Origin of the sequence: Micrococcus sp. Alg238-R198, assembly GCF_900537135.1 — a bacterium.
In the GTDB taxonomy this organism is placed as follows: Bacteria; Actinomycetota; Actinomycetes; order Actinomycetales; family Micrococcaceae; genus Micrococcus; species Micrococcus luteus.
This window is the reverse complement of sequence record NZ_UNRH01000001.1, coordinates 110932-135445: the sequence shown is the minus strand read 5'-3', so window position 1 is coordinate 135445 and position 24514 is coordinate 110932. Positions and strand designations below refer to the sequence as shown.

The 24514-nt window shown below is 73.2% G+C and carries 17 protein-coding genes and 1 tRNA gene; 14 read left to right on the top strand and 4 right to left on the bottom strand.

Features of this window, described 5'->3' with window-relative positions:
• Positions 1–2 precede the first annotated feature (2 nt).
• The 4 genes from lgt (at position 3) to pyk (ending at position 8859) form a co-directional block, all read left to right on the top strand.
• Positions 3–986, top strand: a complete 984-nt coding sequence (lgt, locus tag G6R13_RS00580) for a prolipoprotein diacylglyceryl transferase (protein WP_010078757.1) — start codon at positions 3–5, stop codon at positions 984–986.
• A 203-nt stretch (positions 987–1189) separates the two neighbouring features.
• Positions 1190–5842 carry a glutamate synthase large subunit gene (gene gltB / locus G6R13_RS00575; RefSeq protein ID WP_049147614.1) on the top strand — a complete coding sequence of 1551 codons (4653 nt, stop codon included), beginning with the start codon at positions 1190–1192 and terminating at the stop codon, positions 5840–5842.
• Complete coding sequence (locus G6R13_RS00570; RefSeq protein WP_020624213.1) at positions 5835–7295, top strand: glutamate synthase subunit beta; 1461 nt, start codon at positions 5835–5837, stop codon at positions 7293–7295. Before gltB ends, G6R13_RS00570 begins: the two co-directional genes overlap by 8 nt.
• A gap of 76 nt (positions 7296–7371) precedes the next feature.
• Complete coding sequence (gene pyk / locus G6R13_RS00565) at positions 7372–8859, top strand: pyruvate kinase (protein WP_060973954.1); 1488 nt, start codon at positions 7372–7374, stop codon at positions 8857–8859.
• Positions 8860–8877: 18 nt separating this feature from the next.
• Here the strand turns inward: pyk and G6R13_RS00560 are convergent, their stop codons facing one another.
• Positions 8878–9474 (bottom strand): response regulator, encoded by a 597-nt coding sequence (locus G6R13_RS00560; RefSeq protein WP_010078752.1) that lies wholly within the window; start codon positions 9472–9474, stop codon positions 8878–8880.
• Positions 9475–9650: 176 nt separating this feature from the next.
• Between G6R13_RS00560 and G6R13_RS00555 the strand changes: the two genes are divergently transcribed.
• The 7 genes from G6R13_RS00555 (at position 9651) to G6R13_RS00525 (ending at position 15916) form a co-directional block, all read left to right on the top strand.
• Positions 9651–9732 (top strand) — tRNA-Leu (locus tag G6R13_RS00555).
• Positions 9733–9802: 70 nt separating this feature from the next.
• Positions 9803–12676, top strand: a complete 2874-nt coding sequence (locus G6R13_RS00550) for a DUF4040 family protein (RefSeq protein ID WP_060973953.1) — start codon at positions 9803–9805, stop codon at positions 12674–12676.
• Positions 12673–13104, top strand: coding sequence for a cation:proton antiporter subunit C (locus G6R13_RS00545; RefSeq protein ID WP_010078750.1), 432 nt, complete (start codon positions 12673–12675; stop codon positions 13102–13104). The genes G6R13_RS00550 and G6R13_RS00545 overlap by 4 nt, the downstream gene beginning before the upstream one ends.
• Positions 13101–14771 (top strand): monovalent cation/H+ antiporter subunit D family protein, encoded by a 1671-nt coding sequence (locus G6R13_RS00540; protein ID WP_010078749.1) that lies wholly within the window; start codon positions 13101–13103, stop codon positions 14769–14771. Before G6R13_RS00545 ends, G6R13_RS00540 begins: the two co-directional genes overlap by 4 nt.
• A gap of 38 nt (positions 14772–14809) precedes the next feature.
• Positions 14810–15244, top strand: coding sequence for a Na+/H+ antiporter subunit E (locus G6R13_RS00535; protein ID WP_010078748.1), 435 nt, complete (start codon positions 14810–14812; stop codon positions 15242–15244).
• Positions 15241–15525, top strand: a complete 285-nt coding sequence (locus G6R13_RS00530) for a monovalent cation/H+ antiporter complex subunit F (RefSeq protein WP_010078747.1) — start codon at positions 15241–15243, stop codon at positions 15523–15525. The genes G6R13_RS00535 and G6R13_RS00530 overlap by 4 nt, the downstream gene beginning before the upstream one ends.
• A 13-nt stretch (positions 15526–15538) precedes the next feature.
• Positions 15539–15916 (top strand): monovalent cation/H(+) antiporter subunit G, encoded by a 378-nt coding sequence (locus G6R13_RS00525; RefSeq protein WP_123243863.1) that lies wholly within the window; start codon positions 15539–15541, stop codon positions 15914–15916.
• A gap of 60 nt (positions 15917–15976) precedes the next feature.
• Here the strand turns inward: G6R13_RS00525 and G6R13_RS00520 are convergent, their stop codons facing one another.
• Positions 15977–16498 (bottom strand): hotdog fold thioesterase, encoded by a 522-nt coding sequence (locus tag G6R13_RS00520; RefSeq protein ID WP_036382804.1) that lies wholly within the window; start codon positions 16496–16498, stop codon positions 15977–15979.
• 67 nt (positions 16499–16565) lie between these two features.
• Here G6R13_RS00520 and polA point away from each other — a divergent pair, with 67 nt between their 5' ends.
• The 3 genes from polA to rpsA all read left to right on the top strand — a co-directional run bounded on the left by polA (position 16566) and on the right by rpsA (position 22336).
• A complete protein-coding gene (gene polA, locus G6R13_RS00515; protein ID WP_123243862.1) occupies positions 16566–19379 on the top strand; it encodes a DNA polymerase I in 2814 nt (937 codons plus the stop codon).
• Positions 19363–20736 (top strand): GNAT family N-acetyltransferase, encoded by a 1374-nt coding sequence (locus G6R13_RS00510; protein WP_123243861.1) that lies wholly within the window; start codon positions 19363–19365, stop codon positions 20734–20736. The genes polA and G6R13_RS00510 overlap by 17 nt, the downstream gene beginning before the upstream one ends.
• Before the next feature lie 142 nt (positions 20737–20878).
• On the top strand, positions 20879–22336 hold the full coding sequence (gene rpsA / locus G6R13_RS00505; protein ID WP_036315338.1) for a 30S ribosomal protein S1: 1458 nt from the start codon (positions 20879–20881) through the stop codon (positions 22334–22336).
• 135 nt (positions 22337–22471) lie between these two features.
• Here the strand turns inward: rpsA and G6R13_RS00500 are convergent, their stop codons facing one another.
• Together G6R13_RS00500 and G6R13_RS00495 are read right to left on the bottom strand one after the other, a co-directional pair.
• Entirely contained in the window at positions 22472–23689 is a 1218-nt protein-coding gene (locus G6R13_RS00500) for a class I SAM-dependent methyltransferase (protein ID WP_233569897.1), read from the bottom strand.
• The gene (locus G6R13_RS00495) at positions 23682–24383 is read right to left on the bottom strand and encodes a YigZ family protein (RefSeq protein ID WP_036315334.1); all 702 of its coding nucleotides are present in this window, start codon (positions 24381–24383) and stop codon (positions 23682–23684) included. The genes G6R13_RS00500 and G6R13_RS00495 overlap by 8 nt, the downstream gene beginning before the upstream one ends.
• Between the last annotated feature and the right edge of the window lie 131 nt (positions 24384–24514).

The window sequence follows — 24514 nt, the reverse complement described above, 5'->3', positions numbered from 1 at the left end:
GGGTGACCGCCGCCCTGGCCCCGCTCGCCGCCTTCCCCGCCCCCGGGTGGGACGGGTTCCAGCTGGGCCCGGTGAAGATCCACGCGTACGCGCTGTGCATCATCCTGGGCATCGTCCTGGCGCTGTGGCTCGCCGAGCGTCGGTGGCGCGCCCGCGGCGGCCCCGAGGACCGTGTGCTCGACATCGCCCTGTGGGCCATCCCGTTCGGCTTCGTGGGCGGTCGGCTCTACCACGTGTTCTCCTCACCGGACCGGTACTTCGGGCCCGGCTTCGACGGCACGGGCGACCCGATCCAGATCCTGTACGTGTGGAACGGTGGACTGGGCATCTGGGGCGCGATCGCCCTCGGCGCCGTGGGCGCGTGGATCGCGTGCCGCCGCTACGGGCTGCGGCTGACGGCCTTCGGCGACGTCGTCGCGCCGGGCATCCTGCTGGCCCAGGCCATCGGCCGGTGGGGCAACTGGTTCAACCAGGAGCTCTTCGGCGGCCCGACGACCCTGCCCTGGGGGCTCGAGGTCGACCCGGCCAGCCCGAACTTCCCGGCCGGCTACGCCCCGGACACGCTGTTCCACCCCACGTTCCTCTACGAGTGCCTGTGGAACCTGGCCGGGGTCGCGCTGCTGCTCCTCGTGGACCGCGCGCTGCACCTGCGCCACGGCCTCATGCTGTGGTCCTACGTCGCCTGGTACACCGCGGGCCGCACGTGGATCGAGATGCTGCGCATCGACGACGCCGAGATGGTCACGCTCTTCGGCGTCACCCAGCGGCTCAACGTGTGGACGTCCCTGCTGGTGTTCGTCATCGCCCTCGCGTTCATCGTCGGGATCCTGCTGCGCCATCGCGGCGCGGCCGCCGGCCCCCACGCCCACCAGAGCGTGTGGCGCGCCGGACACGCCCCCGAGGGCGACGACGGCGCCGCCGTCGCCGCGGGCCGCTCCGGGTCCCACGCCGTGGGCGCGGCGGAGGACGACGCCGTCCGGCGCTGACCCGCTCCCCGGCGCGCCCGCGAGGGGCGCCCGGGGCCCCGGTGTCCCACATGGTGGACATTCGGCGTGTCACAGAACGTCCGGTTCCGCACAGTGGGACGTCGCGCCCGGTAGCGTCTCTTCCACCTCGGGGCCGTCGGCCCCGAGCGTCGGGGCCAGCGCCGTCCCCGTCCGAGCCCCTGCTCTCCGGAAAGGACGGCACCATGCCCGTGGCATCCTCGCCCGCCTCGGCCCCCCGCGCGGGGGGACCGGTGGATCCCTTCGTCCGCTATGCGGACGTCCCCGCCGCCCAGGGCCTCTACGACCCGTCCCGGGAGACCGAGAACTGCGGCCTCGCCGTCATCGCCACCCTGCGGGGCACCCCGGGCCACGACATCGTCCAGCACGCGCTGACCGCCCTGCGCGCGCTCGAGCACCGCGGGGCGGTGGGCGCCGACGAGGGCACCGGCGACGGCGCCGGCCTGCTGACCCAGATCCCCGACGAGCTGTTCCGTGCCGTCGTCGACGCCGAGCTGCCCCCCGTGGGCGAGTACGTCGCCGGCACCGCCTTCCTGCCGCCCGTCGACGGCGAGCGCGCCGAGGCGAAGGAGGCCGTCGAGCGGCTGGCCGAGGAGGAGGGGCTGCAGGTCCTGGCGTGGCGCGAGGTGCCCACCGACCCCTCGGCCCTGGGCGTCGGCTCCCGGGCGGCCATGCCCGCGTTCGAGCAGCTGTTCCTGTCCCTGGCGGACGGTCAGGACGGCACCGAGCCGGGGCAGTCGCTGGACGTGCGGGCGTGGCGGGTGCGCCGCCGCGCCCAGTCCCGCGCCGGCGTCTATTTCCCCTCGCTCTCGTCCCAGACGATCGTCTACAAGGGCATGCTGACGACGGCCCAGCTGGAGCCGTTCTACCCGGACCTCTCCGACGAGCGGTTCACCACCCGGCTGGGCGTGGTCCACTCGCGGTTCTCCACCAACACCTTCCCCTCGTGGCCGCTGGCCCAGCCGTTCCGCACCATCGCGCACAACGGCGAGATCAACACGGTCAAGGGCAACCGCAACTGGATGCGCGCCCGTCAGGGCCAGCTCAAGCACCCGATGCTCGGCGAGGTCCCCGAGGACCTGTTCCCGCTGATCAGCCCCATCGGCTCGGACTCGGCCTCCTTCGACGAGGTCGCGGAGCTGCTCATGCTCTCCGGGCGCCCGCTCACCCAGGCGATCATGATGATGATCCCGGAGGCGTGGGAGAACCACGCGACCATGGACCCGGCCCGCCGCGCCTTCTACCAGTACCACTCCATGCTCATGGAGCCCTGGGACGGACCGGCCGCCGTCGCCTTCTCCGACGGCACCCAGGTGGGCGCCGTGCTGGACCGCAACGGCCTGCGCCCCGCCCGCTGGTGGGTCACCGACGACGGCCTCGTCGTCCTGGCCTCCGAGGTCGGCGTCGTGCCGATCGAGCCCTCGGCGGTGGTGCGCAAGGGGCGCGTGGCCCCGGGGCGCATGTTCCTCGTGGACACCGAGCAGGGCCGGATCATCGGCGACGACGAGATCAAGGCCGAGGTCGCCTCCGCCCAGCCGTGGGAGGACTGGGTGCGCCAGAACCTCCTGGACCTGGAGTCGCTCCCCGAGCGCGAGCACGTCCGCCACACCTCCGAGTCGATCCTGCAGCGTCAGCGCATCTTCGGGTACACCTCGGAGGAGCTGCGCATCCTCGTCGGGCCGATGGCCCAGACGGGCGCCGAGCCGCTCGGTGCGATGGGCACGGACACGCCCATCGCCGTCCTCGCCAAGCGGCCCCGGCTGCTCTTCGACTACTTCGTGCAGTCCTTCGCCCAGGTGACGAACCCGCCGCTCGACGCGATCCGCGAGGAGCAGGTGACCTCGATGCGCACCGCGATCGGCCCGCAGGGCAACGTGCTCTCCCTCGAGCAGGTGCGCACCCGCCAGGTCGACGTCCCGTTCCCCGTGATCGACAACGACCAGCTGGCCCGCATCCAGCACCTGCGCGACGCCGACGGCACCCGCCTGACCCTCAAGGTGAACGGCGTGTACCGGGTGGCCGGAGGCGTCGAGGAGCTCCGCGCCCAGCTGAAGGCGATCTGCGAGCAGGTCTCGGCCGCCGTCAACCGCGGCGTGGAGTACGTGGTGCTGTCCGACCGCGGCGCCACCGCCCAGTGGGCGCCGATCCCGTCCCTGCTGCTGACCTCCGCCGTGCACCACCACCTGCTGGCCTCGGCCAACCGCACCAAGAGCTCGCTGATCGTCGAGGCGGGCGACGTGCGCGAGGTCCACCATGTGGCCGTCCTGCTCGGCTACGGGGCCTCCGCGGTCAACCCGTACCTGGCCATGGAGTCCGCCGAGGAGCTCGTGCGCACGGGAGAGGTCTCGGGCGTCACCGCCGAGCAGGCCGTGGCGAACCTGATCAAGGCGCTCGGCAAGGGCGTCCAGAAGATCATGTCCAAAATGGGCATCTCCACGGTCGCCTCCTACACCGGCGCCCAGACGTTCGAGGCGCTCGGCCTGTCCCGGCGCTTCGTGGACCGCTACTTCGTGGGCACCACGAGCCCGCTCGACGGCGTGGGCATCGACGTCGTCGCCGCCGAGATCCAGGCGCGCCACGAGTTCGCGTATCCGCCGGACGGCAACGACATCAACCCGTACCGCGAGCTCGAGGTGGGCGGCGAGTACCAGTGGCGGCGCGAGGGCGCGCCGCACCTGTTCAACCCCGAGACCGTGTTCCGCCTCCAGCACTCCACGCGGGAGCGGCGCTACGACGTCTTCAAGGACTACACGCGTCGCGTGGACGACCAGGCGGAGGAGCTCATGACCCTGCGCGGGCTCATGCGCCTGCGCACGGGCGAGCGGCCGCCGGTGCCCGTCTCCGAGGTGGAGCCCGTCGAGTCGATCGTGCGCCGCTTCTCCACCGGCGCGATGTCCTACGGCTCCATCTCGCAGGAGGCGCACGAGACCCTCGCGATCGCCATGAACCGCCTCGGCGCCCGCTCGAACTCGGGCGAGGGCGGCGAGGACCCCGAGCGCCTGCTGGACCCGGAGCGCCGCTCGAAGATCAAGCAGATCGCCTCGGGCCGGTTCGGCGTCACCAGCCTGTACCTGGCCACCGCGACCGACCTGCAGATCAAGATGGCCCAGGGCGCCAAACCCGGCGAGGGCGGCCAGCTGATGGGGACCAAGGTGTACCCGTGGGTCGCCCGCACGCGGCACTCGACCCCGGGCGTCTCCCTGGTGTCGCCGCCGCCGCACCACGACATCTACTCGATCGAGGACCTGGCGCAGCTGATCCACGACCTCAAGCGGGCCAACCCGACCGCGCGGGTCCACGTCAAGCTCGTCTCCGAGTCCGGCGTGGGCACGGTGGCCGCGGGCGTCGCCAAGGCGCGCGCCGACGTCGTGCTCATCTCCGGCCACGACGGCGGAACGGGCGCCTCCCCGCTGAACTCCCTCAAGCACGCGGGCACCCCGTGGGAGATCGGCCTGGCCGAGGCGCAGCAGACGCTCATGCTCAACGGCCTGCGCGAGCGCGTCACCGTCCAGGTGGACGGGCAGCTCAAGACCGGCCGGGACGTCGTGATCGCCGCACTGCTCGGGGCCGAGGAGTTCGGCTTCGCGACCGCCCCGCTCGTGGTCTCCGGCTGCATCATGATGCGCGTGTGCCACCTGGACACGTGCCCCGTGGGCGTGGCCACCCAGAACCCCGAGCTGCGCGCGCGCTTCACGGGCAAGCCCGAGTTCGTCGTCAACTTCTTCGAGTTCATCGCGCAGGAGGTCCGCGAGCTGCTCTCGCAGCTGGGCTTCCGCACGCTCGACGAGGCGATCGGCCACCGCGAGCTGCTCGACGTGGACGCGGCCCTGCACCACTGGAAGTCCGAGGGCCTGGACCTCTCGGGCATCCTCGCGGACCCCTCCGTCGGCCGGCGTCCGGGCCACGAGGACGCGCCCATGCGCCGCACCACCGAGCAGGACCACGACCTCGCCTCCCACATCGACCACCGGTTCATCGCCCGGCTGGGGGACACGCTCACGACGGGCACGCCCGTCGTGATGGACGAGGCCGTCGTGAACACGGACCGGTCCGTGGGCACGCTGCTGGGCTACCACGTCACGAGCACGCGGCTCGCCGACGAGCTGGACGACGACACGATCACCGTGCGCCTGACGGGCGAGGCCGGCCAGTCCCTCGGCGCCTTCCTGCCCGCCGGCGTCACCCTGCGGCTCTCGGGCGACGCCAACGACTACGTCGGCAAGGGCCTGTCGGGGGGACGCGTGATCGTCCGCCCCGACGCCGAGGCCCCGTTCGTGGCCGAGGAGAACACCGTGGCCGGCAACGTGATCGGCTACGGCGCCACCTCGGGCCAGCTGTTCCTGCGCGGCCGCGTGGGGGAGCGGTTCCTCGTGCGCAACTCCGGCGCCACCGCGGTGGCCGAGGGCATCGGCGACCACGGCTTGGAGTACATGACCGGCGGTGAGGCGCTGATCCTCGGCGAGACCGGCCGCAACCTCGCCGCCGGCATGTCCGGCGGGCGGGCCTGGGTGCTGGACCTGGACCGGGAGGACCTGAACCCACTCGCCGTCCGCGAGGACGCCCTGATCCTCGAGGCGCCGTCCGCGCAGGACCGGCTGCGGATCGCCGAGCTGCTGGAGCTGCACCGCGCGGAGACGGGCTCCGCCGTCGCCGCCGCGCTGCTCGCCGACCTGCGGGCCGGCGGGGACGCCGCCGACGCCGCGTGGGACCGCTTCACGACCGTCCTGCCCCGGCAGTACGACCTCGTGCTGCGCACCCGTCAGGCCGCGACGGCCGAGGGACTCGACCCGGACGGGGAGGCCGTCTGGGACCGACTGCTGGAGGTGACCCGTGGCTGATCCGCGCGGATTCCTGAAGAACCGGGAGCGCGTCGAGCGCCCCACGCGTCCGGTGCCGGTGCGCATCATGGACTTCAAGGACGTGTACGTCCGCCAGGACGAGGCGATCGTGCGCACCCAGGCCGGCCGGTGCATGGACTGCGGCATCCCGTTCTGCCACTCCGGGTGCCCGCTGGGCAACCTCATCCCGGAGTGGAACGACCTGGTCCGGCGGAGACGCTGGGACGAGGCCGCCGCGCGACTGCACTCGACCAACAACTTCCCCGAGGTCACCGGGCGGATCTGCCCCGCCCCGTGCGAGGACTCCTGCACCCTGGGCATCAACCAGCCCGCGGTCACCATCAAGCAGACCGAGGTGGCGATCGCGGAGCAGATCTTCGACAACGACTGGCTCGAGCCGGTCGTGCCGGCCCGCCTGAACGGCCACACCGTGGCCGTCGTCGGCTCGGGCCCGGCGGGACTGGCCGCGGCGCAGCAGCTCACCCGCGCCGGCTTCACCGTGGTGGTCTACGAGCGCGACGAGCGCCTCGGCGGCCTGCTGCGGCTGGGCATCCCGGACTTCAAGCTGGAGAAGGACGTCCTGGACCGGCGCCTGGCGCAGATGGAGGCCGAGGGCACCCGGTTCCGCACCGGCGTGGAGATCGGCGTCGACCTGCCCTGGGACCAGCTCAAGGCCCGCTTCGACGCCGTGATCGTGGCGACCGGCGCCCCCGTGGCCCGCGAGCTGCCCGTCCCCGGCCGCGGCCTCGACGGGATCCACCTCGCCATGGACTACCTCGTGCAGTCCAACCGCGCGGTCGCCGGCGACGAGGTCCCGGACCAGATCTCCGCCGAGGGGCGCCACGTGGTGATCCTCGGCGGCGGCGACACTGGCGCGGACTGCATCGGCACCGCGCACCGCCAGGGGGCGGCGTCCGTGACGACGCTGGCGATCGGCCAGCAGCTGCCGGTCGAGCGCCCCGTCCACCAGCCGTGGCCCACGATCCCCAAGGTCCACCAGCAGACCACGGCCGACGCCGAGGGCGGCGCCCGCGCGCACCTTGCCTCCACGGTCGAGTTCCTCGGCGACGAGCACGGCCGCGTGCGCGCCCTGCGCGTGGCGGAGACCGAGTACCGCGAGGACGGCACGCGCGGGCCCAAGGCGGGCACCGAGCGCGAGGTCCAGGCGGACCTGGTGCTGCTGGCGCTGGGCTTCACCGGCATCGAGGAGGGGCTGCTCACGCAGCAGCTCGGCGTGCACGTGACACGCGGGCTCGTGGCCCGGAAGGACGGGTACGAGACCGACGAGCCGGGCGTGTTCGCGTGCGGCGACGCCGGGCGCGGCGCCTCCCTGGTGGTCTGGGCCATCGCCGAGGGGCGTGCGTGCGCGCAGGAGGTCGACGAGTCGCTCGAGCGCTGGTCCCGACTGCCGCACCCCGTGGACCCGGACGACCGCGGCCTCGTCCTCGGCTGAGTCCTCCGTCTCATCTTCCGACGCCACGCGGGCCCGCCCTCCACCGAGGGCGGGCCCGCCCCCTATCGTGGGTCGCATGCGACACGCGAAGATCATCGCCACCTTTGGGCCCGCCACCGACTCCGACGAGACCACCCGCGCCATCATCCGCGCGGGGGCGGACGTCGTCCGCCTCAACATGAGCCACGGCGACCACGCGGTGCATGAGACGTCCTACGAGCGGGTGCGTCGGCTGAGCGTGGAGGAGCGGCGCCCCGTCGCGATCTTCGCCGACCTCCAGGGTCCCAAGATCCGCCTCGGCCGCTTCACCGACGGCCCGCATCTGCTCGAGAGGGGCGATCGGATCACCATCACCACCCGGGACGTACCCGGGACCCGGGAGCTGGTGGGCACCACCCACAAGGGGCTGCCCGGGGACGTCGCCCCCGGTGACGTGCTGCTGGTGGACGACGGCAAGGTGCGCCTGCGCGCCGTCGAGGTCACGGACACGGACGTGCTGGCCGAGGTCGAGGTGCCGGGCATGGTCTCGAACAACAAGGGGATCAACCTGCCCGGCGTGGCGGTGAACGTGCCGGCCCTGTCCGAGAAGGACGAGCGGGACCTGCGCTGGGCGCTGCGCACCGGCGTGGACATGGTGGCGCTGTCCTTCGTGCGGGACGCCGCGGACGTGGACCGGGTGCACGAGATCATGGACGAGGAGGAGCGCCGGGTCCCGGTCATCGCGAAGATCGAGAAGCCCCAGGCGGTGGAGAACCTCGAGGCCATCGTGGACGCGTTCGACGCCGTCATGGTGGCCCGCGGCGACCTCGGCGTGGAGCTGCCGCTCGAGGACGTGCCCGTGGTGCAGAAGCGCGCGGTGGACCTCGCCCGCCGCTGGGCGAAGCCGGTCATCGTGGCCACGCAGGTGCTCGAGTCGATGATCGACAGCCCGCGCCCGACGCGCGCCGAGGCCTCGGACTGCGCCAACGCCGTGCTCGACGGCGCGGACGCCGTCATGCTCTCGGGCGAGACCTCAGTGGGCGCGTATCCGGTCGAGACGGTCCAGACGATGGCCCGGATCATCGAGTCCACCGAGACCCACGGCCTCGAGCTCATCCACCCGCTCGGCTCGCGTCCGCGCACGCGTGGCGGCGCGATCACCCGGGCCGCCGTCGAGGTCGCGAACCAGCTCGAGATCCCGTTCCTCGCCACGTTCACCGAGTCCGGCGACTCGGCCCGTCGGCTCAGCCGCCTGCGGCCGCGTCAGCCGATCTACGCGTTCACCCACCACGAGCACACGCACAACATCCTGTGCCTGACCTGGGGCGTCTACCCGAAGATGGTCCCGTTCCAGGACTCCACGGACAAGATGACCCTCCAGGTGGAGCAGTCGCTCACATCGGAGGGCATCGCCCAGCACGGCGACCTCGTGGTCATCGCCGCCGGGTCCCCTCCCGGGGCCGTGGGCTCCACGAACACGCTGCGCGTGCACCGCGTGGGCGACGACGCCGCGGGCGGCTCGTCCGCCGCCTCGCCGCAGACGCGCGAGCCGGTCGGCTTCTGGCCGGCCCGCTCCCCGCTCTGACGAGCGCGCGGGCGCCGCTCAGCCGACCTGGTCGATGACGGCCTGCGCGACCTCCCGCATGGTCAGGCGCCGGTCCATGGAGGTCTTCTGGATCCAGCGGAAGGACTCGGCCTCGGTCAGGCGCATCCGCTCCTGGAGCAGCGCCTTGGCCCGGTCCACGATCTTGCGGGTCTCCAGGCGGTCGCCCAGGTCCCGCACCTCGGCCTCGAGGCTGCGCAGCTCGTCGAAGCGGGCCACGGCCAGTTCGATGGCGGGGACCAGGTCGGCCTCGGTGAAGGGCTTGACCACGTAGGCCATGGCCCCGGCGGTCCGGGCGCGCTCCACCAGCTCGCGCTGGCTGAAGGCGGTCAGCATGACCACGGGGGCGAGCCGTTCCCCGGCGATCTCGCCCGCGGCCGCGATGCCGTCCATCACGGGCATCTTCACGTCCATCACCACGATGTCCGGGCGGTGCTCGCGCACGGCCTCGACGGCGGCGCGGCCGTCGCCGGCCTCGGCGACCACCCGGTATCCCGCCCCGGTGAGCACCTCCACCAGGTCGAGGCGGATCAGGGTCTCGTCCTCGGCGACGACGGCCCGCAGGCCGGTCTCCTCGGGAGGCGTCAGCGTGGACACGGCAGCTCCTTCGTGCGGGCCGGGACGGCGTCGGTGTGGCGCCGCTGGTGGTCCACCAGGCTACCGTGCGCCATGGGCGCGGCGCGGGCGCGGCGGCGGGGACCCCCCGCCGGAAGGCCGGGGACGCCGGGTCGGGGCGCTGATAGGGTGATCGAGTCCCGCCTCCGGGCGGCACTGCCCGAATGGTGGAATCGGTAGACACGCCGCACTCAAAATGCGGTGCCGAGAGGCGTGTGGGTTCGAGTCCCACTTCGGGCACCGTCGGCGCGCGGCCACCCGCCGTGGGCGCCGTGTCCGTGACCGATCGACCCGAGATGAGTGGTGTCCTGTGCTCCTGACCAGCCTCCTGCTGACCCTCCTCTCGGTGGTGGCGGCCGTCCCGGCCTCCCGGGCGCTGGGCAGGGACGCGGGCTGGGTCCTGGCCGCACCCCTGCTGGCCGCGGCCGGCGTGCTGATCGCGGCGTGGACGGGCGGCGTCCGGACGGAGCACCATCCGTGGATCCCCGCGGTCGGGGTGGACCTCGACCTCCGGCTGAACGGCCTGGCCCTCGTGTTCGCCATGATCGTCCTCGTCATCGGCGCGGCGATCCTCGCCTACTCCAGCCGGTACCTCAGCCGGGACCGCGCGGAGAGCCGCCCCGGCTCCTTCTACCTGCTGATGACCGCGTTCGCGGCGTCGATGCTGCTGCTGGTGCTCGCCGACAACATCGTGGTCCTCTTCGTCGCGTGGGAGTTCACCTCCTTCACCTCCTTCTTCCTCATCGGGCGCTCGGGGGACCACGCCCGCGACCCCGCGATCCGGACCCTGCTCGTGACCGTGGGCGGCGGCCTCGCGCTGCTGGCCGCCGTCGCCCTCATGGCCGTGCGGACCGGCACTGCCTCGCTGTCCGGGGTGTTGGCCTCGGACGTGTGGTCCGAGGCGGGCTTCACCACCACGGTCGCCGTCCTGCTGGCGGTGGCCGCGTTCACCAAGTCCGCCCAGTTCCCGTTCCAGGCGTGGCTGCCGGACTCCATGGTGGCCATCTCCCCGGTCTCCGCCTACCTGCACGCCGCGGCGATGGTCAAGGCCGGCATCTTCCTGCTGCTGGTGTTCAGCCCGGTCCTGGCCGGGAACCCGGTGTGGTCCGCGCTGTTGATCGGCTCGGGCCTCATTACGGCCCTGCTGGGCGCCGTCTCCGCGATCCGTCGCCACGACCTCAAGGGTCTGCTGGCCTACTCCACGATGAGCCAGTTGGGCCTGCTGGTGACCGCCATCGGCATCGGCACCCCCGTCGCGCTTACCGCGGCGATCGTGCACACCGTGGCGCACGCGCTGTTCAAGTCGGCGCTGTTCATGCTGATCGGCGTGGTCGACCACGAGGCCGGCACCCGCGACCTGCGAGAGCTCGCGGCCCGCCACGTGCGCATGCCGGTCACCGGCACGGCGATCGCCGTCGCCGCCCTGTCGATGGCGGGCATCCCGCCGCTGTTCGGCTTCATCTCCAAGGAGGGCCTGGTCGAGGCCGCTCTCGGGACCCCCGGTCCCGCATGGCTCCCCGTCCTCGTCACCGCCGGCATCGCCCTGACCTCCGTGTTCACCGTGGCCTACTCCGGCCGTCTCGTGCTCGGCGCCCTGGGCCTCTGGGGTCCAAGCCCGGACGGGGCCGCCCATTCGTGGCCGACCGGCCGGGAGGACGAGGTCCACGAGGCTCCTGCCACCTTCTGGGGCGTGCCCGTGCTGGCCGCGGCCGCGGGCGTGGCCCTGGGCCTGCTGCCCGGTGTGCTGGACACCCCCGTCTCCTACGCGGCCGAGGCCGCCTCCGGCGCGGAGGTGCACGCGCACCTGGCGCTGTGGCACGGCGTGAACACGGCCCTGCTCGTCTCCGCCGCCATCATCGTGCTCGGTCTGCTGCTGGTGGCCTTGCGCCGCCCGGTGGAGCGCGTGGCCTCCCACGCCGCCCTGCCGTTCTCCGCCCTGGATGCGGTGGACGAGGTTCGGCACCGGCTGATCGGCGTCGGCGCGGTCGTCTCGCGCGCCTCCGGCACCCTGGCTCCCCGCCCCCACCTCCTCATCCCCGCCCTGGTCCTGGGGCTCCTCGCCGTGGCCGGTGTCGCCACGATCGAGGATTTGCCCGCCGTCGTCGGCCAGCCCTCGCGCTGGCACGACTGGGTGCTGGTCGTCTTGGTGGGTGCCGGCGTGATCGCCACCATCCGCGCCAAGACGCGCATCGCCGCCATGGTGGTGGTCGGCGTCGTAGGGTTCGGCATGACCCTGTGGTTCCTCACCCTCGGCGCCGTGGACGTGGCCCTGACCCAGCTGATGGTCGAGGTGCTCACGGTGTGCGTCATGGTGCTGCTGCTGCGCCGCCTGCCCGCCCGCTTCAGCGACGAGCCGACCCCGCGCAGGATGCAGGCGGTCCTCGCCGCCTCCGTCGCCGGCGTCGCCGCGACCCTGGGCGTGCTCGCGTTCACCGGCCGCTCCAGCATGTCGGAGATCGCCCACTTCTACCTGACCCAGAGCTATGCCCAGGCTGGGGGGACCAACGTGGTGAACGTGATCCTCGTGGACTTCCGCGCCGTGGACACGTGGGGCGAGATGACCGTGCTCGGGGCGACGGCGCTGACCATCGCGGCCCTGTTGCTCAACCGTCGGCCGACGCCTCCACAGCCCTCCGCCGTGGACATGCGCTCCCCACTCGCCCACGTGCGCGAGAACCTCGTCCACATCCGGGTGTTCGGCCGTGTCTTCGGCGTGCTGATCATCCTGCTGTCCGCGTTCCTGCTGCTGCGCGGGCACTACGAGCCCGGCGGCGGCTTCATCGCCGCACTGGTCGCCGGTGCCGGCTACGCCCTGCTCTACCTGGCCGCCGACTCGGACACGGCCCCGGAGTTGCGGTGGCCGTACCTGGCCTTCATCGGCTCGGGCATCGCCGTCGGCACCGCGACGGGGATCGTCGGTTACCTCACCGGCAAGGGCTTCCTCGGAGCCGCGGGAGTGAAGGTCCTGGACTACGGGCTCTCCACCACGCTCGCGTTCGACATGGGCGTGTACCTGGCCGTGATCGGCCTGATCGTGGCCGCGTTCTCCCTGCTCGGCCCCGAGCGGCCGGGTGAGGACCCGCTCCGCGCCTCGAGCCGTGACCCCGGCGTCGCGCCGGCGGCCCCGTCCTCCGATCCCTCGGCCCCGACCACCACGACTGCACGAGAGGAGGTCACCCGATGACCGTCGCCCTTACCGTGGGACTTCTGACCTTCGGCGCGTTCTACCTGTTCTCCAAGCGCGAGCTGCTGCGCGTGATCCTCGGCATGGTCCTGCTGGGCCACGCCGCCAACCTGGCCATCATCGCCGCGGGCGGCACCGACCGCCGCGGGCTGCCCTTCGCGGGGACCTCAGACGTCGAGGTGCAGGCCGATGCCCTGCCGCAGGCCTTCGTCCTGACCGCTATCGTGATCGCCTTCGCGATCACCGTGCTGCTGCTCGCGCTGGCCGTCACCGGGCGCGCGGACGACGCGGTGGCCTCGCCGGGGGAGACCCGCGACTCCCTGGAGCAGGCCGCCGCCGACGCACGCTTCCCGCGCGAGGAGCGGCACGCCGCGGCCGGCCGGATCGCGCAGCACTACGCCGGCCAGGGCCCGGAGGTGCGTCGATGAGCGCCGTCCCGCTGGGCCAGCTGCTGCCCCTCTTCGCCGCCGTCCCGCTGCTGTCCGCCGGTCTGCTCGTGCTGGCGGGGGAGCGTCCCCGCCTCCACCGGGCAGTCCTGTTCGCGGTGCTCGGACTCGTCACCACCGGCGGGCTGGCCCTGGGCGTCCACGCCCTCGACGGGTCCGTGCTCGCCACCTCGCTGGGCGGCTGGCCCGGGGGCATCGGGATCGGCTTCGCAGCGGACATGCTGTCCGCCCTGATGCTCGTGCTCACGAGCGCCCTCACGATCGTGGGCGCGGCGTTCGCCTACGGCTCCCGCGTCGCTAACTCCCAGTTCTTCGCCCCGCTGCTCCTGATCCTCATCGGCGGAGTCAACGGCGCCCTGCTGACGGCGGACCTGTTCAACCTGTTCGTGTTCATCGAGGTCATGTTGGTGCCCAGCTACGGCCTCTACGTCCTCTCCGCCAACCGCCGTGAGCCCCTGCGCCGAGTGGACGGGGCGCGGCTGTACGTCACCCTCAACCTGCTAACCTCCACGATCCTCCTGGTCGGCGTCGGCTTCGTCTACGGGCTGACCGGCTCGGTGAACCTCGCGATGCTCGCCGGGTCCGCCGCGGCGGACCCACGCATCGCGATCGCCGCGGGCATGGTGCTGTTCGCACTGTCCATCAAGGCCTCGGTGGCCCCGCTGCACGGCTGGCTGGCCTGGGCGTACTCCTCGACCTCCCCGGCGGTGACGGCCCTCTTCGCCGCCCTGCACACCAAGGTCGCCGTGTACGGGCTCTACCGGATCTACTCCGTCATGTACGACGGCGATGCGCGTCTGCTGCCGCTCATCCTGGTCCTGTCCCTCGCCACCCTCGTGGTGGGTGCGCTCGCCTCGGTCGGTGAGCACGGTGTGCGCGCCGTGTTGTCGTGGCAGATGGTGAGCGGCATCGGCGGCATCCTCGTCGGACTCGGGCTCTCCACGCGCCTGGGTCTCGCGGCGGGCCTGTTCTACCTCGTGCACCACATGGTGGCGATGGGCTGCCTCCTGATGGCGGCCGGCGCGATCGAGGTGCGCTACGGCACCGGCCGTCTCGCGGACCTGCAGGGCCTGGCCCGGCGCGAGCCGCTGATCGCCGTCGCCTTCTTCGTGGGCCTGCTCTCCCTGGTCGGCATCCCGCCCTTCTCCGGGTTCGTGGGCAAGCTCATGCTCGTCAGCGCCGGCCTGGACGCCGGCCGCGGTGTCACCGCTGCGCTGGTGCTGGGCGCCTCCCTGGTGAGCCTGTGGGCTCTGCTGCGGGTGTGGGACGCCTGGTTCTGGGGCGCTCCGACGGCCCCACACGGGCACCGCGAGCGCCTGGCCACCGCGGCCATGCCCATCGTGGGCCGGGCGGGCTCCGTGCCGTCGCCCTCCGGCCGCGGCTCGAGCACCGACCACGAGCGCACCGAGTCGTGGGCCTCGCAGGAAACCCTCGATCCGCCCACGGGCGTGCTGCCGGTGACCGTGGATCCGGACGAGGACGTCACGCGCTCCCGCATCCCAGGCCGGCTGGCCGCCCCCGCCGTCGTCCTAGCTATGGCCACCCTCGCCCTCGGGCTCGGCGGTCAGGCCCTGTGGACCGTCACCGACCTCGCGGCTCAGGGCCTGATGGACCCCAGCAGGTACATCGAGGCGGTGCTCAACCCATGAGCACCGCACTCCCGCAGCCTCCGGAAGGAGACGCCCCCATGCACACCGTCGCCCCCGCCGACGGGACCGTCGACCTGGCGCCCGGCACGGCCTCCGCCGTGTCCTGGCCTTGGCGGTGGCTCGTGTTCTGGTGCTGGTACGCGTGGGCCCTGGTGACCTCTTCGAAGGCGGTCATCAAGGACCTCGTCACCCCCGGCGTCCAGGCGCGCTCGGGCATCGCCCGCGTGCGCAGCAACTGCCGCACGGACGCCGAGGTCACCCTGCTCTCGGCGCTGATCACCCTGACGCCCGGCACGTTGACGCTGGGCACCCGGCGTGCCGGCGCCGTCGGTGACGAGGACGGTGACCCGGACGCGCGGCGCCTGCTCTACGTGCACGGCCTGTACGCTGACGACGCCGACGCCCTGCGCGCGGAGATCCACGACATGGAGGCGCGCATGCTCCACGCGATGCGGAAGACGGGGGTGGCATGATGCCCTTCGCCTACGACTGGTCCCTGGTGGGGATCGACCTGGCCATCGCGCTGCTGACCGTGTCGGCGCTCGTGTCCGCGTACCGGATCGTGGTGGGCCCGCTCGACGCGGACCGCGCGGTCTCGGGCGACCTGCTCACGTTCAGCGTGCTCGGGATGCTCGTGCTGTTCGGCGTCCGGGCGGACAACCCGTGGACGTTCGACTTGGTCCTGATCGCCGCGGTCGTGGCCTTCCTGTCCGGCATGTCCCTGGCCCGCGCGCTCACGCGCGGCAAGCGTTGAGGAGGTCGCACCCGTGGACGTCGTCCTGACCGCCGCCGGCTCCGTGCTCGTGGTGATCGGAGCCCTTGCGTTCGTCACCGCGGGACTCGGTCTGATCCGGTTCCCCGACCCCTACACCCGCGTCTCCGCCGTGGGCACCGCCGGCGGCGTCGGGATGATCCTGATCGTGGTGGGCGCCCTGCTACTGGCCCCGGGGGTGGCCGCGTTCGTGAAGGTGGCCCTGATCGTGGTGCTGCAGCTGGGCTCGGCCTCGGTGGCCACGATGGCCCTGGCCCGTTCGGCCTATCTCACGGGGGTGCCCATGAACCCCGGGCACTACGACGAGCTCGCCGAGGACACCCCGGGGCGCGAGCACGGCGAGCCCGCTCCCCGCGCGCCGGACGAGGTCTGAGACCGCCCGCACGCGGCGTCGGCCCGGCCCGTCCCGTCTCCCGGGGCGGGCCGTGCCGCCTCAGGGGCGCGGCGCCAGGACCAGGTTGGTGATGCGGGCGGTCGAGAGCCGCCGGCCCTGCTCGTCCGTCATCACCACCTCATGGGTGACGAGGGTGCCGCCCAGGTGGACGGCGGTCGCGGTGCCGGTCACGAGGCCCGAGCGGACGGCCCGGTGGTGCGTGGCGCTGATCTCGACCCCGACGACGTTGCGGTCCGGCCCGGCGTGGATCTTCGCGGCCATCGAGCCCAGGGACTCGGCGAGCACGAGGTGGGCGCCGCCGTGCAGCAGCCCGACGGGCTGCTCGTTGCCCGCCACGGGCAGGGTGGCGACGGCTCGCTCGGCCGTGAGCTCGAGGAAGCGCAGACCCATCTTCTGGGCGAGGGGGCTGATCGCCGCGCCGCCGAGGGCGGTGACAAGCTCGGGCGTCAGACCGGCCTCGGCGCAGGCCGCCTCCAGCTCGGCGGGGCTCAGCTCGGGGGTGACGCCGGGGCGGTACACGCGCTCGGAGGCGGCGGGGGTGGTCTCGGTGTGCTCACTCATGAGCACTAGGCTGGCACACGCGACCGGCGCGCCCCGCGCCGCGCGCCGAGAGGAGACGTGAGCACCCATGGCGGCAGATCCGACCCCAGAGGCCCCGCAGCGGCTGCTGGTCCTGGACGGGCACTCGATGGCGTTCCGCGCGTTCTACGCGCTGCCCGCCGAGAACTTCGCCACGGACACGGGCCAGCACACGAACGCCGTGTACGGCTTCACCGCCATGCTCCTGACCATGATCCGGCAGCAGCGGCCCACGCACGTGGCCGTGGCGTTCGACCTCTCCGGGCCCACGTTCCGCTCCGAGGAGTACGGTGAGTACAAGGCCGGCCGCTCCGAGACGCCCGCGGAGTTCGCGGGCCAGATCGAGCTGACCGTGAAGGTCATGGAGGCCCTGGGCATCCCCACGCTCACGCTGGAGGGCTACGAGGCCGACGACATCGTGGCCACTCTGTCCGCGCGCGCCGAGGAGGCGGGGTGGGAGGCCGTCGTCGTCTCCGGTGACCGGGACGCGTTCCAGCTCATCTCCGAGCGCACCACCGTGCTCTACCCCAAGAAGGGCGTCTCCGACATCCCGCCGATGGATGCGGACGCCGTCATGGCCAAGTACGGGGTCGCCCCCGCCCAGTACCCCGAGCTCGCGGCCCTCGTCGGCGAGGCCGCGGACAACCTGCCCGGCGTGCCCGGCGTCGGTCCCGGGTTCGCCGCGAAATGGCTGAAGCAGTACGGGGACCTCGACGGCGTGCTCGCACACGCGCACGAGATCACGGGCAAGAAGGGGGAGGCGCTGCGCGAGCATCTCGAGGACGTGCGCCGCAACCGCCGCCTCAACGCCCTCGTGCGCGACCTCGACCTGCCGATCGGGCTCGAGGCAATGCGGCTCGAGATGCCCGAGCGCGAGCCCGTGGAGGAGCTGTTCGACGCGCTGCAGTTCAACCGCATCCGGGAGCGCGTGTTCGAGGTGTTCGGCGAGCGGGTGGGCGAGGACGCGCCGCCCCCCGAGGTCGAGGCCGCCCCGGAGTTCACCGAGGCGACGACGGCCGAGGACGTGCGATCCTTCCTCGCCGCCGAGGCCGGCAACCTGCTCGGCGTCCACGTGGACGTCGAGGGCCCGGCCCTGCTGCCCCGCCGCAAGGTGCCCGTGCCCGGCACGTTCGGCACGCCCGTCGGCGTCGCGCTGGTGGGCGAGCACGCGGGCCTGCACGTCACCCTCGACGGCGACGCCCCGGACCCGGCGCTGGTGGCCGCCGTGCGCGAGGCCCTGGGCGAGGGCGGACTGGCCAAGGCCGTGCACGACCTCAAGCGCACGCTCAAGGCGCTGGCCGCGCCCACCGAGGGCGACGGGCTCGGCCCGGACGCGGCCCTGGACGGCGTGGTGGACGACGTGCTGCTCTCGGCCTACCTGATCCAGCCGGACCGGCGGGACACCTCGCTCGAGGCGCTGGCGGAGGCGCATCTGCACACCCCCCTCACCGCCCCGCGCGAGTCCGCTCAGCAGCGGGCGCAGGGGTCGTTCGACCTCGACGGAGGTCAAGCCGCCGCCGAACGGGCGGACCGCGCCGCGGACGCCGTGCGGGCCGCCTGGGTGGTGCGCCGTCTCTCGACCCAGTTCACGCCCCAGGTGCTCGACCGCGGGGCCCAGCGGCTGCTGCAGGAGCTCGAGATCCCGCTCTCGCGGCTGCTCGCCCGGATGGAGCTGACCGGCATCGCCGTCGACGTCGACGCCCTGACCGGCCTGCGCGAGGACTTCACCGACGCCGCCGACGCCGCCAAGGAGTCCGCGTGGGCGTCCGTCGCGGAGGAGACCGGCGGGATGCAGGTCAACCTCGGCTCGCCCAAGCAGCTGCAGGAGGTGCTGTTCGAGCGGCTCAACATGCCGCGCACGCGCAAGACGAAGACCGGCTACTCCACGGACGTGGACTCGCTGCAGGACCTGCTCGAGCAGACCCGGCACCCGTTCCTCGAGAACCTGATGGCCCACCGTGACGCCACGAAGCTCCGGCAGACCGTGGAGGGGCTGCTCGAGACCGTCGCCCCGGACGGCCGCATCCACACCACCTACTCGCAGACCGCCGCCGCCACGGGCCGGCTGTCTTCGCTGCACCCGAACCTCCAGAACATCCCGGTGCGCACCGAGGCGGGCCGCCGCATCCGTGAGGTGTTCGTGGCGGACGAGGTGGCCGGCGAGCAGGCCGTGCTGCTCTCGGCCGACTACTCCCAGATCGAGATGCGCATCATGGCGCACCTGTCCGAGGACGAGGGGCTGATCCAGGCCTTCCGCGAGGGCGAGGACCTGCACTCGTTCGTCGGCTCGCAGGTGTTCGGCGTGGACCCGGACGACGTCACCGCCGAGCAGCGCGCCAAGGTGAAGGCGATGAGCTACGGCCTGGCCTACGGGCTGTCCTCCTTCGGGCTGTCCAAGCAGCTGAAGATCTCGGTGGACGAGGCGCGCGGCCTCATGAAGGGCTACTTCGACCGCTTCGGCGGCGTGCGCGACTACCTGCGCGACGTCGTCGCGCAGGCCCGACAGGACGGGTACACCTCGACGATCGAGGGGCGCCGCCGCTACCTCCCGGACCTCAGCTCGGACAACCGTCAGCTGCGGGACATGGCCGAGCGCGCCGCGCTCAACGCCCCCATCCAGGGCTCGGCCGCGGACATCATCAAGCGCGCGATGCTCGACGTGCAGGCCGGCCTCGAGGAGCACGGGCTGGCCTCGCGCCTGCTGCTGCAGGTCCACGACGAGCTCATCCTCGAGGTCCCGGCCGCCGAGCTCGAGAAGGCCACGGCGCTCCTGAAGGAGCGGATGGGCCGGGCCGCCGAGCTCTCCGTGCCGCTCGACGTGCACGTCGGCCAGGGAAGGAGCTGGCATGACGCCGCACACTGACGCGCCGGAGGGTCCGTCGCTGCGGCGGCTGGCCGACGCCGCCGAGGACCGGCTCGGCGAGCACGGCCTCGCGCTGCGTGACCTCGGGGTCCTCGGCCCCGAGGACCCCGCCGCATCGCACTTCGCGGCCGCGGTCGAACGGGGCTTCTACGAGACGGTGCCCACGGGCGCCGCGCTCCGCCAGCAGCTCGAGGCCCACGCGGCCGACGGACGGCGCCGGCTCGGCGTCTACGCGCCGGGGGACGACCCGGCGGCCCGCCGCCCCGCCGCCACCTTCGAGGACTTCGTGCAGCCGCTGACCACGTCGCCCGGCCGCACCGTCGACGCCTGGCTGATCACCGACGTGACCGTCTCGCCGGACGCCCGCCGGCGCGGCGTGCTGCGGGCCATGATGCTCAGGTCCCTCGCGGACGCCCGCGACGCCGGCCTGTGCGCGGCCGCCCTGACCGCGACCGAGGCCGCCATCTACGGCCGCTTCGGCTTCGGGGCCGCCACCCGGTGGCACGCCGTGCGGATCGACGTCTCGGGCGCCCCCGCGTTCACGGGCGCCCCGGCCGGCGGGCGGGTCACGGTCGAGGAGCCGCGGGAGATCCCCGGCCTCGTGGACGAGCTGTACGGGCGGGTGCTGCCGGCCACCCCGGGCTCGGTCCAGCGGACCTCGTTCAGCGTGCCTCGCTGGGAGGACCGCGAGGCGAGTCGGAACGAGGGGCGCGGCTCGGGGCTGTACGCGGCGGTCCACCGCGACGACGACGGGCGGGTCCAGGGCGTCGCGCTGTATCGGTTCGAGGGCTGGGAGAAGGAGCCGCCCACGATCACCGTCACCGCGTTCCTCGCGGCGACCGCCGACGCGCGGCGCGGGCTCGTCCACCACCTGGCCCGGCTGGACCTGGTCGAGCGGATCGAGTGGGGCCGCGCACCCGAGCCCGGTTGGCTCGAGGCGCTCTTCGTCGACGAGCGGCGGGTGAGCCGGCACCGCGGCTCCGACGACCTGTACCTGCGGGTCCTGAACCTGCCCGCCGCCATGGCGGCCCGTGGCTGGGCGGGCGACGGGGAGGTCGTCGTCGCCGTCGAGGACGCGCTCGGCGCGATCGACGGGACGTGGCGGCTCACCGTCCGCCAGGGGCGCGGCGCCGCCGAGCGGCTGGGCCCCGCGGCCGACGCCGTCCGCATGGGCGCGGGGCTCCGGCTCGACGCGGCCCGGTTCTCCGCGCTCTGGCTCGGCGGGCACTCCCGCGGGGCCGGCGCCGCGGTGCTGGCGGAGGCCGGTGTCGTGGCGGAGCTGCGGGCCGGCGCGGCGGAGGCGTTCGACGGGCTTGTGCGACCCAGCCGACCCCTGCACACCCTCGTCGGCTTCTGATACGCTGGACGAGCACATTCGTGCGCGTTTGATACATGTCCATCACGACCCACGCCGGGTGGGGCCCCTCTGGTGCCCGGATGCCGCCCACCGGCGGCATCGATCCCGACGTGACCCCCGATCCCAACGGAGTCCCTCCTACATGACCACCACTTCCAACGCCCCGCAGGTCGCCATCAACGACATCGGCTCTGCCGAGGACCTGCTCGCCGCCATCGACGCGACCATCAAGTACTTCAACGATGGCGACCTCGTCGAGGGCACCGTCGTCAAGGTGGACCGCGACGAGGTCCTGCTCGACATCGGCTACAAGACCGAGGGCGTCATCCCGTCCCGCGAGCTGTCCATCAAGCACGACGTGGACCCGGACGAGGTCGTGGCCGTGGGCGACACCGTCGAGGCCCTGGTCCTCACCAAGGAGGACAAGGAGGGTCGCCTGATCCTCTCGAAGAAGCGCGCCCAGTACGAGCGCGCCTGGGGCGACATCGAGAAGATCAAGGAGGAGGACGGCGTCGTCGAGGGCACCGTCATCGAGGTGGTCAAGGGCGGCCTCATCCTCGACATCGGCCTGCGCGGCTTCCTCCCGGCCTCCCTCGTGGAGATGCGCCGCGTGCGCGACCTGGCCCCCTACATCGGCCAGAAGCTCGAGGCGAAGATCATCGAGCTGGACAAGAACCGCAACAACGTGGTCCTGTCCCGCCGCGCCTGGCTCGAGCAGACCCAGTCCGAGGTCCGCTCCAACTTCCTCCACAAGCTGGAGAAGGGCCAGGTCCGCAACGGCACCGTGTCCTCCATCGTCAACTTCGGCGCCTTCGTGGACCTGGGCGGCGTGGACGGCCTCGTGCACGTCTCCGAGCTGTCCTGGAAGCACATCGACCACCCGTCCGAGGTCGTCGAGGTGGGCCAGGAGGTCACCGTCGAGGTCCTCGAGGTGGACATGGACCGCGAGCGTGTCTCCCTGTCGCTGAAGGCGACCCAGGAGGACCCGTGGCAGCTCTTCGCCCGCACCCACGCCCTCGGCCAGGTCGTGCCGGGCAAGGTCACCAAGCTCGTGCCGTTCGGTGCGTTCGTCCGCGTGGAGGACGGCATCGAGGGCCTCGTGCACATCTCGGAGCTGGCCTCGCGCCACATCGACACCGCCGAGCAGGTCGTGTCGGTCAACGACGAGCTGTTCGTCAAGGTCATCGACATCGACCTCGAGCGTCGCCGCATCTCCCTGTCCCTCAAGCAGGCCAACGAGGGCGTGGACCCCGAGGGCACCGAGTTCGACCCGGCGCTCTACGGCATGGCCGCGGAGTACGACGAGGAGGGCAACTACAAGTACCCCGAGGGCTTCGACGTCGAGACCAACGAGTGGATGGAGGGCTTCGAGACCGAGCGCGCCGCCTGGGAGCAGCAGTACGCCGACGCTCAGGCCCGCTGGGAGGCCCACAAGGAGCAGGTGCGCCGCTCCCTCCAGGAGGAGGCCACCGCCGGCGCCGACGCCGGTGCGGGCCTGGGCGGCTCGTCCTACTCCTCCGAGGCCCCGTCCTCGGACGGAGGCACCCTGGCCTCCGACGAGGCCCTCGCCGCCCTGCGCGAGAAGCTCACCGGCAACTGATCGCCGCGGTGCGTGACCGTCCCTGACGGCCCGCGCCGAGCACCCGACGCCCCGTCCCTCCCTCCGGAGGGGCGGGGCGTCGTCGCGTCCCGGGGGGCTGGCCGTGGGGGAGCGGACGGGACCCGACGGCCGCGCTCAGCGGCGCTCGGAGACCGTCACGGTGAACGTGCGGTCGCGCGCCGTCTGCCGGGTCGGCCCGACGAGGTCCTCCAGCACCGGCCGGTACCGCAGGTGCGAGTTCCAGACGCACCACAGCCGGCCGCCCGGCTCCAGCACCCGCGCCGCGGCCGCCACCAGCCGGTGGGCCACGGAGGGGTCCACGGCGTTGCCGTCGTGGAACGGGGGATTCAGGAGCACGCACTCCTCCGTCCCGTCCGGCCACGTGGTCAGGGCGTCGTCGCGCACGGCCCGGACGCGGTCCGCCACGCGGTTCGCGCGGGCCGTGGCGAGCGTCGAGGCGACCGCCACGGCGGACTGGTCGGTGGCCAGCACGGTGACGTGCGGCCACAGCCGCGCCGCCCCGACCGAGAGCAGCCCGTTGCCGCACCCCAGGTCCACGGCGCGCCCCGGCGGGCGCGGGTCGTCGGCGAGCGAGGTGAGCAGCAGACGGGTGCCCGGGTCGGCGGCGGCTCCGCCGAAGGTGCCGGCGTGGGCCACCAGGTGCAGGCGCCCCACGCCGGGGACGTCGCGGTCGGCCTCCTCCGGCGGCCGGGGGGTCACGCCGGGACGTGGGCCCCGGGCCGTGAGCACGCGCGCCTTGCGGCGTCCCCGTCCGGCGACGACGTCCTCGAACGCCGCGCCGAGCACCGCGTTCATGCGCGGACTCATGTGCTTGTCGCGGCCGCCGGCCAGCAGGACCACGCCGGGGTCGGCCACGGCTGCGACGATCCGGGACAGCCGGTCGAGCTCGTCGAGCGAGCGGGGCAGCGGCAGCAGGACCGTCCGGGCGCCCCGGGCCGCCTCCTCAGGCGTGGCCGTTCGCTCGAGCTCGCCCGTCTCCCCGCCGAGGCGACCGGCGGCGCGCCACGCGGCGAGGTTCGCGTCCAGCGAGCGCTCGGCGGAGGCGTCGTCCTGGTGGATCCGGACGTCGTGGCCGGCCGTGAGCAGGGGCAGGGTCAGCGCGCCGTGCCGGTCCTCCAGGACGGCCACCGGGCCGGGGACGTGCCCGCTCGCGATCCACCCGGCCAGGGTGTCGAGCAGGAGCAGGTCCGCCGCGTCGTGGGCCTGGCGGTCGGGCTCGGTCGGCAGCGGCCACCGATCCAGCGCCGCGAAGTCCACGCCCGCGGTGAGGTCGTCCGGCAGCCCGCCACGGGCGACATCGGGGGTGACCCCCCGGGGCAACGGCTCACTCATGGTCCACCCAGTCCTCTCCGATCCGCTCCGCATGCCCCGCGCCGGCCGTGACGTCCGCGAGCCGCGCCGCGAACGCCGCGCGGGCCTCCTCGGTGTCCGGCACGCCGACCGTCAGGCGGACCCCCGCGGCGCCGTAGCTCGCCTCCAGCACGGACACGCCCGCCGCGCGCAGCTCGTTCTCCCACCGGCCGGCGTCGGTGTGGGGCGCCTCCACCGCGAGCAGGGCCAGCCGGGAGCGGGTGCGCAGCGGGGCGGCGTCGAGTGCCCCGGACACCGAGTCCGAGTAGGCGCGCACCAGGCCCCCGGCGCCCAGCTTGATCCCCCCGAACCAGCGCACGACGACGGCGCACACGTCCGTCAGGTCGGTCCGGCCCGGCGCGGTCTCGCGCTGGAGGACGGCCTCGAGCATGGGGACGCCGGCCGTGCCGGCGGGCTCGCCGTCGTCGCTGGAGCGCATCCGGTCCCGGGCGGGGCCGAGGACGAACGCGCTGCACACGTGCCGCGCGTCGTGGTGCCGGCGCCGCAGGACGGCGACCATCTCGCGCGCCTGCGCCTCGTCCTCGACGCGCCCGAGGTAGGTGAGGAAGCGGCTGCGGCGGATCTCCACCTCCCGTTCCAGCCAGCCGTCGGGGTCGCGGGCGGACGCCGGCAGGACCGTGCAGCGCGCGGTCGGGGCGGGGGCGGGATCGGGCATGACCCCACCCTAGGGGCTGGCCGAGGACGGGCACGCCGTCGAGCCCCGACGTGAGCTTCGGTACAGTGGAAGACCGTGCCACCCGGCACCGGCCCACCGGTGAGCGAGCACGCGTGCCGCCGCGGGCCTCC

Excerpts from the sequence above, each read along its gene's own strand:
- gltB (WP_049147614.1), top strand. The coding sequence starts at position 1,190 with ATGCCCGTGGCATCCTCGCCCGCCTCGGCCCCCCGCGCGGGGGGACCG.
- G6R13_RS00540 (WP_010078749.1), top strand. The coding sequence starts at position 13,101 with ATGAGCGCCGTCCCGCTGGGCCAGCTGCTGCCCCTCTTCGCCGCCGTC.
- rpsA (WP_036315338.1), top strand. The coding sequence starts at position 20,879 with ATGACCACCACTTCCAACGCCCCGCAGGTCGCCATCAACGACATCGGC.
- G6R13_RS00520 (WP_036382804.1), bottom strand. The coding sequence starts at position 16,498 with ATGAGTGAGCACACCGAGACCACCCCCGCCGCCTCCGAGCGCGTGTAC.
- pyk (WP_060973954.1), top strand. The coding sequence starts at position 7,372 with ATGCGACACGCGAAGATCATCGCCACCTTTGGGCCCGCCACCGACTCC.
- G6R13_RS00545 (WP_010078750.1), top strand. The coding sequence starts at position 12,673 with ATGACCGTCGCCCTTACCGTGGGACTTCTGACCTTCGGCGCGTTCTAC.
- G6R13_RS00495 (WP_036315334.1), bottom strand. The coding sequence starts at position 24,383 with ATGCCCGATCCCGCCCCCGCCCCGACCGCGCGCTGCACGGTCCTGCCG.
- G6R13_RS00530 (WP_010078747.1), top strand. The coding sequence starts at position 15,241 with ATGATGCCCTTCGCCTACGACTGGTCCCTGGTGGGGATCGACCTGGCC.
- G6R13_RS00535 (WP_010078748.1), top strand. The coding sequence starts at position 14,810 with ATGCACACCGTCGCCCCCGCCGACGGGACCGTCGACCTGGCGCCCGGC.
- polA (WP_123243862.1), top strand. The coding sequence starts at position 16,566 with ATGGCGGCAGATCCGACCCCAGAGGCCCCGCAGCGGCTGCTGGTCCTG.
- G6R13_RS00510 (WP_123243861.1), top strand. The coding sequence starts at position 19,363 with ATGACGCCGCACACTGACGCGCCGGAGGGTCCGTCGCTGCGGCGGCTG.
- G6R13_RS00500 (WP_233569897.1), bottom strand. The coding sequence starts at position 23,689 with ATGAGTGAGCCGTTGCCCCGGGGGGTCACCCCCGATGTCGCCCGTGGC.